The organism is Gillisia sp. Hel_I_29 (assembly GCF_000744275.1).
In the GTDB taxonomy this organism is placed as follows: domain Bacteria; phylum Bacteroidota; class Bacteroidia; order Flavobacteriales; family Flavobacteriaceae; genus Gillisia.
In genome coordinates, this window is the sequence record NZ_JQLP01000001.1 from 263756 (window position 1) to 276675 (window position 12920).

Below are 12920 nucleotides of genomic sequence, written 5' to 3' on the forward strand. Positions count from 1 at the left end.
AACCGCCATAAGAAAAAGTAGTGCTCGCACTACTTTTTTTAGTAAAAGACGTTCTTTGAAAATGAAACCTTTATTATTTATAAAGTAATTAAGTGTTTCTTCAGGATTTAAAAACCCTGTGAAAAATTTAATGTTTAATCCATCCCGACACAATCGGGACAAAAATCTAATTAAAGTGGATAAAGAATTGATTATTAGAACCAGTTCTTCTGCTGTAGATTTTGCCTTAATAAAAGATGGAAAACTAGTTGAATTACACAAGGAAGAAGACGACAGTAATTTTGCTGTTGGTGATATATTTATTGCCAAGATAAGAAAAGCTGTTCCCGGATTAAATGCCGCATTTGTAAATGTAGGCTACACAAAAGATGGTTTTTTACACTATCATGATCTGGGACCTCAAGTCTCTTCATTGTTGAAATTCGTAAAACGTGTAAGCACAGGTAAATTAAAAGACTATTCTTTACAGAATTTTACTTTTGAAAAAGACATTGATAAAGACGGCAGCATCGCTGAAGTCTTAAAATCAAATCAGTCGCTATTGGTACAGGTCATGAAAGAACCTATATCTACTAAGGGTCCGAGAATTAGCTCCGAGCTTTCTCTTCCGGGTAGGTATATAGTTTTAGTTCCTTTTTCTAACAGGGTTTCGGTTTCTCAAAAAATTGAGAGCAAAGAAGAAAAAGATAGACTTAAAAGATTAGTAAAAAGCATTAAACCTAAAGGGTTTGGTGTTATTGTACGTACCGTAGCAGAAGGCAAAAAAGTAGCAGAGCTGGACAAAGATCTTCAAAATTTGATGGATCGTTGGAAAGTCATGTGTAAAAAATTATACAAAGCACCTCATCCTTCCAAGGTATTAGGAGAGTTAAATAGAGCATCATCCATCTTAAGAGATGTGTTTAATGATACTTTCACTTCTATTTGCGTAGATGATGAAACGCTATATGTACAAATTAAAGATTATTTGGCAGAAATTGCCCCTAATAAAGAATCTATAGTAAAATTGCATCAAACCAATGTTCCCATTTTTGAAAAATTTGGAGTCGAAAGACAGATAAAAACTTCATTTGGACGCACCGTCTCTATGAGTAAAGGTGCTTACTTGATTATTGAGCATACCGAAGCCATGCACGTTATAGACGTGAACTCTGGCAACAGGTCTAATAAAGCCAAGAATCAAGAAGACACAGCCTTAGAAGTAAATCTAATAAGCGCTACAGAAATAGCTCGCCAACTTCGTTTACGCGATATGGGTGGAATTATTGTTGTAGACTTTATAGACATGAACAAACCCGAAAACAGGAAGGCCCTTTACGATCATTTAAGGGAAGAGATGAGCGATGATCGCGCGAAACATAAAATACTTCCTCCAAGTAAATTCGGATTGATTCAAATAACAAGACAACGCGTAAGGCCGGAAACTAATATCAAAACCCGGGAAGAAAATCCCAACGGAGCAGGTGAGATTGAGGCACCTATTATCGTAATTGATAAAATTAAGACCGACCTAGAAAGATTGATCAAGAAGAATCATAAAAAGATCACTTTGAGCACGCACCCATTTATTGCAGCCTTTTTAACAAGAGGCTTTCCATCGCCCCGCTCCCAATGGTTTTTTGACCATAAGCGCTGGGTAAAAATTTTACCAAGAGACGCTTACACGTACATGGAATATCACTTTCACGATAAAAACGGGGAAGTATTAGAATAAACTTATTATTCTTAAAAAGTAACGCCTTTCATTAATTTGAGAGGCGTTTTTTTTTGCTATTTTTTAAATAATGACAAAGTGGCGAAGTAAAGGAGGAAAAAAGCGAAGAAATGAAAGAAAAACGCTCTAAAAAAGAGATTGGAGTACAGCGTCACTACATCACAGCATCACATCACGCCTTCTTCCCAAAAAAATATCACAAAAAAGACATCTTAAAATCTGTAGAGAATTTCGCAGATTGATGTAGAAAAACTGTTAAACATGGTAAAACCTTAAGTAGAGTATTGCTTTATAACAATATCATTAATAGAAAATTTGCTAGATTGTCATCTACACATTTACTCGCTACTTTACATGTAGACCCAGAATATGCAAAGAATGAGAAAAAAAGAATTAGAAAAGTAATTATAAATTATGAAAATTCGAAAGTCAATGAATGCAAATAAATATGTATCACTAATTTTTATTTTATACTCCTTCGTATCTTTTTCACAAAAAAAAGAAGATGTGTATTTTGTGTTAGAGAATGGTAGTTCTGAATATACCATTAATAATATTATGCTTTGCGAAAAAATTCGGTACATAAATTTATTGAACAAAAAAGAGTATGAATACCATCAAAAGAAAATAAAAGAAGCAAAAAAAAATGGTACTTATTATTTTGACCCAGAAAGTGGTAGAGATAATCTTAAAATAAAAGTTTCAAAATTAACTTTTGAAATAATATCAAAAGAAGAAATCAAAATCAAAGAAGATGAAATTAAAAAATTAAATTTAGTAGATTATAATTGGATTCAAACTACAAGTTGGAAAAAAGTAGCCAAACAGCCGGTTGAATTTAAAGATATTTATTTTCTAAAAAAAAGTAATAAAAACACTTATATCTTATATAAAGTAGAAGTAACTATCGTTGCATATTAATAAAAGCATAACTAAGGGATTATAATTGAATTAGGGTGTATTACTAAATTTCAACTATATTATTTTGTGTTTTTTTTGTCAAAAACCCGATAAATAAAGAAAATTAAAGAGGCTTTCCATCGCCCCGCTCCCAATGGTTTTTTGACCATAAGCGCTGGGTAAAAATTTTACCAAGAGACGCTTACACGTACATGGAATATCACTTTCACGATAAAAACGGTGAAGTATTAGAATAAACTCATTATTCTTAAAACTAACGCCTTTCATTAATTTGAGAGGCGTTTTTTTGTTAGAAGAAATTATCTATCTAATTAAAGAAAAATGGCCTTTAAGCTCACCAAAGCCTTCAATTTTTATATGATACCAATAATCTGCTGCAGGAAGATCTTTACCTTCTAAAGTCCCATTCCAAGAAAAATTACTTCCATTGCTAGCTTTCAATAATTTTCCATACCTGTCATAGATCATAATTTGAGAAGAAGGAAAAGTTTCTACTCCTCTTAAAATAAAATTATCGTTATAACCGTCTCCATTGGGCGTTATAAATTTTAGAGGAGAAATGTATGGAAATTGCAAGCTAACGGTATTACAACCACTCTTATCTCTCATATAAGCAGTATAAACTCCGCCGGGCTTTCCTAAAAATACATTTGAATCCTGAAAATTGACTCCATCTAGCGAATATTCAAAAACTCCGATATTTACAGGAATGATCTCGATAGAATTCTCATCCGTTCTAACATCACTTATTTGCGCATCATCTATATCGTTAACAGTAAATTCTCTTGTTACGGCACATCCTAAATTTGTAGCTATTTCCACGGTATAATTGCCTTGTTGCGTTACTTGAATAGTCTGGGAATTTTCACCAGTAGACCACATATAATTAAAACCACTTACGCCTGCATCTAAAGATATATTTGAGTTTGGACATATCTGAATTGTTTCATCTTCCACATCTGGGATGTTATCTAGAGTAATTTTAACTGCAGTTCTGGAACTTGGTTTACATTCTATTAAGGTGCTTTTTGCTTCCGCATAAAATATACCAGCAACATCTGGTTGATAATTAAAAGATTTGGCTTGAAGTAAGTTTCCGCCAGATGGAGCATCATACCAATTCACCATTTCATCTACCCCCGCTTTTACAGAAATTTGAGGTATTTCAGAATTACCGCAAACTACCACATCTCCGTTACTAACTGGCGCTGTTGGTACTGAAACCATCTGTACAAAAAAAGCTTCAGAAAAAGAACTACACAAATTATTAGTAAGATTTATACTATCCTCTGCCACCTTTACGCGATAATATGTGGATTGTACTAAATTCACAACCGTATAATTACTCTGATTTGCTCCGCTAATATCTGTCCAGTTAACTGCGTCTAAACTTCGTTGCCATTGGTAAGCATGTGTTTGATACACTGTGTTATCTGGTGTTGCTTTAAGATCTACATTGTACGGAGTATCTTCCTCGCAAACTCTCAAATCCATGTTTGATGAATTTCCAGCATCTATACTGGTGAGATCTCCACATGATCTAAAAATTATATCATCTATTGCAAGGTCGTTTCCGCAACCACCTTCTCCATTATTAAACATTTTTAGAATCACATTATTCTGTCCTGGTGCGCTTTTAAAAGTTAGAGCGTATTCTTCAGCTAAAGGAAAAGCGGTAGAATTTATAGCACCTGTACTGCCTTCTTTCAAAAGCTGAGTATCGGTTTCATCCCAGATTTGAAATTTTACATTTACAGGAATATCACCATCAGCACAAGCACCACTTGCAGAATTATAAATATTCATCAGATAAGCTGAAAACTCATAGGTAGTATTCTCACAAAGTCCGGAAATATCTGTTCTATAGAACTGTCCTGCAGTGAAGCCGGCATTTATAATTAGCGCTTTTCCTCCAGAAGGAGTTAAATTTGGAGAATAAGAATGCCAGGATGGGATTTCACGCCCAATAATGCTAGATATGGTATATTCCCCATCTTGAGGATCTTGAGTTACATAACTATAATTAGTAATTCCTGCAGCCAACCTAGGGCCATATCCAGAACCTGTACCAAAGTCTTCTTGAAATATAGGATCACCTTTACTTCCATTACAAAAGCCTAACTGCCCATAAGAATTATTAAAACTAAGCACTAATGCTAACAACAATAAAAACCGAATCATCCTCAAATATACCTTATTTGATAAATGGGCAAATTATATCTTCTATAATATTTTAATTCTTAAAGCCTAAATGCTTTATATGTAGTATTAGTATTGATAAAGCTGTATTTCTAAGCTTGTCTTTATACCTTTGTCTCTATGAAGGATAATCTATCACAAAAATCTTATACCGTTAAAGAGGCGACGCTCAAATTAGCGCAATTTTGTGCCTATAGAGATAGATCCCAAAAAGAAGTGGAAGATAAATTAAGGGAAATGCGAATGATCCCTCAAGCTTGTGAACAGATTATAATTGAACTGATGCGCGAGGATTTCTTAAATGAAGAGCGCTTTGCCAGAAGTTTTGTTCGGGGTAAATTCAGAATAAAAAAATGGGGTAAAATAAAGATCACCCAAGAACTTAAAAAGAAAGAGATCTCTGCGCCGATAATCAAACTTGGGCTTACCGAAATAGATGAAAACGAATATTTGAATATTCTGGAACAGGTAGCAGAGAAAAAGCTTAATCTTATTAAAGAATCAGATCCATACAAACGGAAAAAAAAGTTGAGTGATTACCTTTTGCAAAGAGGATTTGAATCTAATTTGGTCTATGAATTAAGCAATAACCTTATCAACTAATTTAAATATTGGCATGTGTTTTCTCCATGGCCTTCACATTTTTATAATCTATCCAATCCTGACCCTTCCACTTACGCATATAATTATCAAAATGTCTCATTACCACCAAATTATAAACAGCCTTAGAGATATTCAACAAACCTCTAGAAGTTGCTCTTAAGCTCATAGAAAATCCGGCAGTTAGATACGTCATTTGATGCCAATAACCTTCCGGCATATAAAGAGCCTCCCCATGTTTAAGCTCGGTAATATAACCTTTAGCTTTTTTAAGGGCCGGGAATTTTTCAAAATCTGGATTCGTGAAATCTATATCTTCCCTAGAGATAAGAGAGTGTGGAACCTTGTATAAATATTTACTTTCTGAAGGTGAATATAAGATACACTGTTTTTTTCCATTGAATTGAAAATGCAGAATATTAGCATAATCAATGTCATAATGCATAAACACTTTAGAATTAACACCACCAAAGAATAACATGGGTAACTGCTTTAAAAATCGAAGCCCCATTTTTGGGAACTTAAAATCTTCTTGAAGCTTAGGCACCTCTTTTAAAAGGTGATATAAGAATATTCTGTAATTGGTAGGTTTAGATTGAAGAAGGTCTATATATTCAGACAGTTTCATCTCCATATGTGGCTGGTTGAACTTAAACTCAGATGTAATAGGACGATCATCGTAAAGAGGCACCGTTTTATTACCGGCAACTTCTTTAATATAATTTAGATCCCACTTTTTAAAAGCAGGCCAATCTTCTATTAAATGCTCAATTACAACCGGCTTTTGAGTCTTTACATATTGTTCTACAAAATCTTTTTTAGAGATATTTTTTACTCTAGGAATCTGTGCTAAGTTCAATCTATCTTCCATCATTCAATCCCTAAATTTTTATGCGTTTTGATTATCGCTTGTTTATTTTTATAGTCTATCCAATCTTGCCCACGAAGTTTGCGCATAAGATTGTCGAAATTCCTTAGCAAAATTACACTATTTAATACTTCTAATATCTTTTTTGGCGATCTTGGTAAGGATCTGAGTGTTAAAGACAAGCACGGAGTTTGATATTTTATAAAATGCCACCATTTACTAGGTATAAACAGTGCATCACCATGACCCAATACAGCTTCAAAACCTTTGGCTTTTGCAAGCGCAGGATATTTCTGAAAATCTGGGTCATCCATATCTATAATCTCCATACTCACTATAGAATAGGGTACTTTATAAAGAAATTTGGTTTGCTCTGGACCATATAGAATTACCTTTTTTTTACCTGCAAAATTAAAATGAAAATTGTTGGCAAGATCCATATCATAATGCATCACTACCTTAGAACCTTCACCTCCAACAAATAAAACAGGTAGCTTCTTAAAGAATTTTATCCCCAATTCCGGGTATTTAAAGTCTTGTATAAGCTTCGGACAGTTTTGCAACAGATTAAAGAAGAACATTCTTAAATCTGTTGGGCCTGCCTTTACAATATCTATATATTCAGAAAATTTAAGCTTTTTCGCCGGAGCATGGCTTTTTTGCTTCCCTTTAGCTGGTTTTCCATCATATACAGGAACTACAACCTCTCCGGCTACTCGCTTAAAATAATCAAAATCCCACTTTTGTTTGGCAGGCCAATCTTTGCTAAGCTCTTCAAGAATTACAGGCTTTTGAGGAATAAAATATTCCTTAAGAAATTCTTGTTTAGAAATTCCTTTAACTCTTGGTATTTCTTGTAGATCAAGCTTCAATGATATATTAAACTTTAGTTTTTGCTTTTTCCTGAGCTTGTAGGTTCTTTTCTATTTGATGCCCTGGACGAGACCATTTTGGTTTTTCTCCCAAATTAGCAAACTTAGAATCTTCTGCAGAAACACTTTCCGGTTTTGCTTTTTTCTCGAATGCTTTTTGAGGATTTAAGCCTAAAGCTTTGAACATTTCCATATCCTCATTCACATCAGGATTTGGTGTGGTTAAAAGTTTATCTCCTGCAAAGATAGAATTTGCTCCTGCAAAGAAACACATAGCCTGTCCTTCTCTACTCATTTGAGTACGTCCGGCAGAAAGTCTAACCTGAGTTTCCGGCATTATAATTCTGGTAGTAGCTACCATTCTTACCATTTCCCAAATAGAAACCGGTGCCTGTTCTTCTAAAGGAGTTCCTTCTACAGGAACTAATGCATTTATTGGAACAGATTCTGGTTGAGGATTCAAAGTAGAAAGCGCTACCAACATTCCGGCGCGATCGTCTATAGACTCTCCCATTCCAATAATTCCTCCGCTACAAACCGTTACATTGGTTTTTCTAACGTTTCCAATAGTATCTAATCTATCCTGATACCCACGTGTAGAAATCACTTCTTTATAATATTCTTCAGACGAATCTAGATTGTGATTATAGGCATACAATCCAGCTTCTGCTAAACGCTGTGCCTGATTTTCTGTGATCATCCCAAGTGTACAACAAACTTCCATATCTAGTTTATTGATGGTTCTCACCATTTCTAAAACAGAATCGAATTCATCTCCATCTTTAACATTTCTCCAAGCCGCTCCCATACAAACACGAGAACTTCCCGATGCTTTTGCACGTAAAGCCTGAGCTTTAACCTGGTTAACGCTCATTAGATCATTCCCTTCAATATTGGTATGATATCTGGCTGCCTGTGGGCAATACCCACAATCTTCAGGACATCCGCCAGTTTTTATTGATAATAATGTTGAAACCTGAACTGTGTTAGGATCGTGATGCAATCTATGGATCGTTGCTGCTTCATAAAGCAATTCCATAAAAGGCTTATTGTAAATCTCAAGAATTTCTTCCTTGGTCCAGTTGTGTTTAGTTGCCATAAAAATTATTTGTATTCAAAAATAACTAAAACTAAGTCTTTCTGAATGTTTGTATTAAAAAGATTTATTTCCATATTCTCCAAAAACGGTGAGAACGTATAAATTTAACTATTGTTGATCAAAATTGAGACTGCATTTCCACCAAAACCTACTGCATTCACCAGTACATTTTTTAGTCGTGCCGGGGCTTTGCTGATAGTGGAAAAAGGAACTGGTATGAATTCCTGATGTTGAAGCATTAAAACTGCCAGCTCTAAACTTAACACTCCAGATGCTCCAAAGGTGTGCCCAATCTTCCATTTATTAGAAGTCATAGCCGGCAAATTATTACCAAATAGCGTGCTAATAGCATTAATTTCTGCTTGATCTCCCTTTACAGTTCCAGGAGCATGCATTACCACAACATCAATTTCTGAAAGATCCATCTCTCCAATAGCCATTTTCATAGCTTTTTGGAAACATTCTCCATTACTAGAAATAGAAGCAGGATGATTTAGCCTTTCCGTAGCATATCCCACTCCCGAAATTTTGGCAATACAATTATCAGAATTAAGTTGAAGAGCTATTACTCCTGCCCCTTCTCCTAAGATCATGGTATTTCTTTGTTTTTCAATATCTAAAGCTCTGCACGGATAATTAAGATCTTCTGTAGCATAGATCTTCATAGCCTTCATCTGAGCTATTGTAAAAGGTGTTAACGCCGCCTCACTCCCTCCTACTAAAAATTTCTCTGCCATTCCACCATTTAACCAAGCAACGCCATTTAAAACTGCCTGTAATCCGGTGGAACAGGTTACGCTATGAGATATTTCCGGCCCTGTAGTTTCAATATCCTGAGCTACCCACGAAGAGATATTTCCCAAAGTAGTTGTAGGAGAAGCTAAAGTTTCTGCTTTGCCTGTTTCTAAGAAATTTTTATGATATTTTTCAAAAAGTCCGGTTGCACCTCTAGAGCTTCCTATATTTATCCCGATCTCATCTCCCTTCTTCCAATTTGCTTCAGCTATTACTTTTCTAGAGGTATATATAGCGTACAACACTGTAAGATCAAGATTTTTAAAAACGGGATTAGAATTTCTAAGAAGGTCTATCTCTTCCTCTACATGTTTTGGAAGATAAGCTGCAAAAGTTTCCTGTTCTCCAAAAAGTTTTTTAGAAATAAGATGCTTAGGGTCTTTATAGTTCTTCCATACCTCTTCTGAAGAATTTCCTAAAGGGGAAACAGAAGCTATGCCAGCTATATAAACAGGTGTTTTCAAAAGTCGCAATTTTTAAGCAAAAATAAGGCGTGATAAGGCATCTCCTAAATTATAAATCATAAAATTGATTCTTCTTAACACAAGTGTCATTAGATTAATAACTTAGAAATTATGAACTAAAAAAGTTCAAGAGCAGCTTCTATACTATTATATATTTTTTTAAGCTCCTGTTCATTAGTTACAAATGGCGCCAATATATAAATGGTACTTCCTAGTGGCCTCAGAAAAACGCCACTTTCCATAAAATGTTTAAAAAGCATATTTCTCACATTTCCATATCGCTCCATTTTCACATTAAGATCAAACGCATAGATAACACCAAGCTGTCTTACATTGGTAACTTTGGGATGGTCTTTTATTTTAGCATTAAAGTCTTGGTGGGACTTTGTTATTCTTAAGATATTATTTTGGATCTCCTCAGATCTCAGTAATTCTATTCCGGCAATAGCAGCAGTACAAGACAATGGATTGGCGCTGTAGGTATGCCCGTGAAAAAGTCCTTTAGAGATCTCATCTGCGTAGAATGCATCATATACTTTTTGAGAGCAAGTAGTAATGGCCATTGGTAATAATCCTGCCGTTAATGCTTTAGAAAGACATATCACATCTGGCTGCTCCTCCATATATTCTGACGCGAAATTCTTTCCAGTTTTACCAAACCCGGTCATAACTTCATCTGCCACACAAATAATATCATTCGCTTTACAGATCTTTAAGATCTCATTTAAACCATTTGGATCATGCATTTTCATGGCTGCTGCACCCTGTACCAAAGGTTCATAAATAAAACCTGCAAGATTATATTCTGAGATCCTGCTTTTCAATAATTCCAAAACCTCCAGATTATTGTCTCCCGTAGGAACTGGAATTCTTACCACTTTAATAAAATGATCTTCAAAAGCTCCATTATATACCGATAATCCAGAAACTGACATTGCACCAAAAGTGTCCCCATGAAAACCTTCTTCAAAAGCCAACATTACCTTTCTATCATTACCAAGATTATGATGATATTGAAGAGCCATTTTAATTCCAATTTCGGTAGCAGTAGAACCATTATCACTAAAAAACAATTTTTTCTGATTAGACGGTAAGATCTCTATGAGCGCTTCAGATAATTTAATTGCCGGTTCATGGGTAAATCCGCTAAAAACCACCTGATCTAATTCCTGCATCTGTGCTGCCACCTTAGCGGTAATTGCCGGGTTACAATGCCCATACATACTAGTATACCATGATGCAATACCATCTACATATTCCTTACCCATGTCATCATACAAAATAGCTCCTTTAGCTTTTACGATAGGTAACATTTCTGAAGATAGCTTATGCTGTGTTAAGGGATGCCATAAATGCTTCTGATCCCTTTTTGTGAGATCACTTAATTCTGAATTTATTATAGGTGACTTTATATTACTAGTAGACATTTTAAAATAATTTAAATGAAAGATCTAGAGACCTTTAAGACTCTCCTTAAATTTCTCTGCATATTCTTTAATCACATTTTTATCGAAATAAGGCTCCACATCAATTCTACCCACACAAGGAACTCCACTCATTTTTAATATAATGCTCTCTGTAGACTCTTTTTTTTCTCCATTAAAGATAATTCCTGCAATGTGAAGTCCTCTAGATCTTAGTGCTTCAAGAGTTAGCAGGGTGTGGTTGATGCTTCCCAGGTAATGTCTGGAAACAACCAATACGTTATCTTCTGGAGAAATTAAATCTGCAATTACCTCATTATCGCTAATAGGTACTAATAAACCACCGGCGCCTTCAATTACCATATTCTTATTAGTAGACTTCGGTCTTTTAATATTCTTTGAAGTCATTTTAACTCCATCAATCTCTGCAGCTGCGTGCGGACTCATAGGAGTGTTTAGTGAAAAGCTGTTAGGATGAAAAATTGTATTTTCATTAGAGATCAAATTCTGGACTTTATGGGTATCAGAATTATCCAGATCTCCCGCTTGTATTGGTTTCCAATAATCTGCTTGTAAAGTTTCTGTTACAATTGCTGAAGCGATGGTTTTTCCAATTTCGGTTCCTATTCCTGTAATAAAATATGTAGACATTGATGTTTCAAATTAAATTAAGATCTCAAGCCATAAACAAATAAGATCACTCTATCTCAAGTGAGATCAAGATCGTTTTACAAAGTTACCTAAGAGATTTAGAACAGTTCTAATTTCTTCTGCTGAATTGTAGCTATGTACACAGAATCTAAGTCTTTCTTTTCCAAACGAAACTGTTGGCGATAATATAGGTTTTACTTCAAAACCGTTATTTTTTAAATACTCTGCTATCAATTTAACATTGCTGTTTCCAGGAATGATACAACTTTGGATTGCAGATTGACTATCTACAAAATACAATTTCAGTTCTTGGAAGATAATTTCATCCTTAAAGATCTTAATATTCTGTTTTAAATTTTCAATTTCTGAAGCATCACTTTTCAATTTTTCATACGCACAAAAGATGGTTGCTACTGCATGAGGACTTAAAGCAGTGGTGTAAATAAAGCTTCTTGAAAAATTAATAAGATATTCTCTAAGCAAGTTACTGCCTAATATTACTGCTCCATGGCACCCTATAGCCTTTCCAAAGGTATTGATCTGTGCAAAAACCTTATCTTGAAGATCGAGCTGATGCACTAAGCCCTCTCCGGCGGCTCCAAAGATACCCGTAGCATGGGCTTCATCTACAATTAAAAAACAATCAAATTCTTCACACAGTTTTGATAATTTTTTAAGATCTGGCATATCACCATCCATTGAGAAAACAGATTCTGTAACTACATAAATATCAAATTGATTGGTATCACCAGAATTCTTCTCAATTAAAGCTTTAAGATCAGAGAGATCATTATGTTTAAATTTATAAGATCTTGCGTTACTGCTACCAATTCCATCTCTTATTGAAGCATGAGATAACTCATCATAAAAAATAATATCTCCCCGTTGTGGCACTGCAGAAAAAAAACCAATATTGGCATCATAACCGGAGTTAAAGATCAGACCCGCTTCTACATGATGAAAATCTGCCAACATTTGCTCTGCCAGATCGTATACCAAATGGTTTCCTGAAAGCAAGCGAGATCCTGTAGCCCCGTTTAGTTTAAGATCTAGATCTGATAATAAATTATGAGAGGCGTCATAAATTTGTGCATCTTGAGAAAATCCTAAATAATCGTTAGAAGAAAAGTCTATAAGACTAGACTGAGGTTTTAGTGTACGAAAGGAATTAGAAGATTTTCTGCTCTCAAGGCTTCGCACTAATTTTATAGGAGATCTTTGCATACTGCTTATTAATATTGACCTACATTTTATACATGCGTAGCTAAGAAAATAAATGTGTAGATATTATCTTAAAGATAAACGTGATGAGT

Annotated in this window: 12 protein-coding genes; 4 read left to right on the forward strand and 8 right to left on the reverse strand. The window is 34.7% G+C overall.

Annotated elements, in window-relative coordinates:
- The first annotated feature begins 175 nt into the window (after window positions 1-175).
- From P163_RS01235 to P163_RS01240, 3 genes are all read left to right on the forward strand, one after another.
- Window positions 176-1714 carry an Rne/Rng family ribonuclease gene (locus P163_RS01235; RefSeq protein WP_034887714.1) on the forward strand — a complete coding sequence of 513 codons (1539 nt, stop codon included), beginning with the start codon at window positions 176-178 and terminating at the stop codon, window positions 1712-1714.
- A 110-nt stretch (window positions 1715-1824) separates the two neighbouring features.
- A complete protein-coding gene (locus P163_RS18680) occupies window positions 1825-1956 on the forward strand; it encodes a hypothetical protein (protein ID WP_262489646.1) in 132 nt (43 codons plus the stop codon).
- Between the two features lie 172 nt (window positions 1957-2128).
- Window positions 2129-2635, forward strand: coding sequence for a hypothetical protein (locus tag P163_RS01240; RefSeq protein ID WP_156100636.1), 507 nt, complete (start codon window positions 2129-2131; stop codon window positions 2633-2635).
- A gap of 303 nt (window positions 2636-2938) precedes the next feature.
- On the opposite strand, the gene P163_RS01245 is transcribed toward P163_RS01240, so the two are convergent.
- Entirely contained in the window at window positions 2939-4816 is a 1878-nt protein-coding gene (locus tag P163_RS01245) for a T9SS type B sorting domain-containing protein (RefSeq protein WP_034886953.1), read from the reverse strand.
- Between the two features lie 138 nt (window positions 4817-4954).
- On the opposite strand from P163_RS01245, the gene P163_RS01250 reads away from it, so the two are divergent.
- Window positions 4955-5437 carry a regulatory protein RecX gene (locus P163_RS01250; RefSeq protein ID WP_034886954.1) on the forward strand — a complete coding sequence of 161 codons (483 nt, stop codon included), beginning with the start codon at window positions 4955-4957 and terminating at the stop codon, window positions 5435-5437.
- A 1-nt stretch (window position 5438) separates the two neighbouring features.
- On the opposite strand, the gene P163_RS01255 is transcribed toward P163_RS01250, so the two are convergent.
- The 7 genes from P163_RS01255 to P163_RS01285 form a co-directional block, all read right to left on the reverse strand.
- Window positions 5439-6308 (reverse strand): cupin-like domain-containing protein, encoded by an 870-nt coding sequence (locus P163_RS01255; protein ID WP_034886955.1) that lies wholly within the window; start codon window positions 6306-6308, stop codon window positions 5439-5441.
- Complete coding sequence (locus tag P163_RS01260; protein ID WP_034886956.1) at window positions 6305-7174, reverse strand: cupin-like domain-containing protein; 870 nt, start codon at window positions 7172-7174, stop codon at window positions 6305-6307. Before P163_RS01260 ends, P163_RS01255 begins: the two co-directional genes overlap by 4 nt.
- A gap of 7 nt (window positions 7175-7181) precedes the next feature.
- On the reverse strand, window positions 7182-8273 hold the full coding sequence (gene bioB, locus P163_RS01265) for a biotin synthase BioB (RefSeq protein ID WP_034886957.1): 1092 nt from the start codon (window positions 8271-8273) through the stop codon (window positions 7182-7184).
- Between the two features lie 104 nt (window positions 8274-8377).
- Window positions 8378-9532, reverse strand: coding sequence for a beta-ketoacyl synthase N-terminal-like domain-containing protein (locus P163_RS01270; RefSeq protein WP_034886958.1), 1155 nt, complete (start codon window positions 9530-9532; stop codon window positions 8378-8380).
- A gap of 116 nt (window positions 9533-9648) precedes the next feature.
- Window positions 9649-10959 (reverse strand): adenosylmethionine--8-amino-7-oxononanoate transaminase, encoded by a 1311-nt coding sequence (gene bioA, locus P163_RS01275; RefSeq protein WP_051931025.1) that lies wholly within the window; start codon window positions 10957-10959, stop codon window positions 9649-9651.
- A gap of 24 nt (window positions 10960-10983) precedes the next feature.
- Window positions 10984-11607: a dethiobiotin synthase gene (bioD, locus tag P163_RS01280; protein WP_034886959.1), complete on the reverse strand. Its 624-nt coding sequence runs from the start codon at window positions 11605-11607 to the stop codon at window positions 10984-10986.
- Window positions 11608-11673: 66 nt separating this feature from the next.
- Window positions 11674-12831, reverse strand: coding sequence for an aminotransferase class I/II-fold pyridoxal phosphate-dependent enzyme (locus tag P163_RS01285; protein WP_034886960.1), 1158 nt, complete (start codon window positions 12829-12831; stop codon window positions 11674-11676).
- Window positions 12832-12920 lie beyond the last annotated feature (89 nt).

Excerpts from the sequence above, each read along its gene's own strand:
- P163_RS18680 (WP_262489646.1), top strand. The coding sequence starts at position 1,825 with ATGAAAGAAAAACGCTCTAAAAAAGAGATTGGAGTACAGCGTCACTAC.
- P163_RS01240 (WP_156100636.1), top strand. The coding sequence starts at position 2,129 with ATGAAAATTCGAAAGTCAATGAATGCAAATAAATATGTATCACTAATT.
- P163_RS01245 (WP_034886953.1), bottom strand. The coding sequence starts at position 4,816 with ATGATTCGGTTTTTATTGTTGTTAGCATTAGTGCTTAGTTTTAATAAT.
- P163_RS01250 (WP_034886954.1), top strand. The coding sequence starts at position 4,955 with ATGAAGGATAATCTATCACAAAAATCTTATACCGTTAAAGAGGCGACG.
- P163_RS01255 (WP_034886955.1), bottom strand. The coding sequence starts at position 6,308 with ATGATGGAAGATAGATTGAACTTAGCACAGATTCCTAGAGTAAAAAAT.
- bioB (WP_034886957.1), bottom strand. The coding sequence starts at position 8,273 with ATGGCAACTAAACACAACTGGACCAAGGAAGAAATTCTTGAGATTTAC.
- bioA (WP_051931025.1), bottom strand. The coding sequence starts at position 10,959 with ATGTCTACTAGTAATATAAAGTCACCTATAATAAATTCAGAATTAAGT.
- bioD (WP_034886959.1), bottom strand. The coding sequence starts at position 11,607 with ATGTCTACATATTTTATTACAGGAATAGGAACCGAAATTGGAAAAACC.
- P163_RS01285 (WP_034886960.1), bottom strand. The coding sequence starts at position 12,831 with ATGCAAAGATCTCCTATAAAATTAGTGCGAAGCCTTGAGAGCAGAAAA.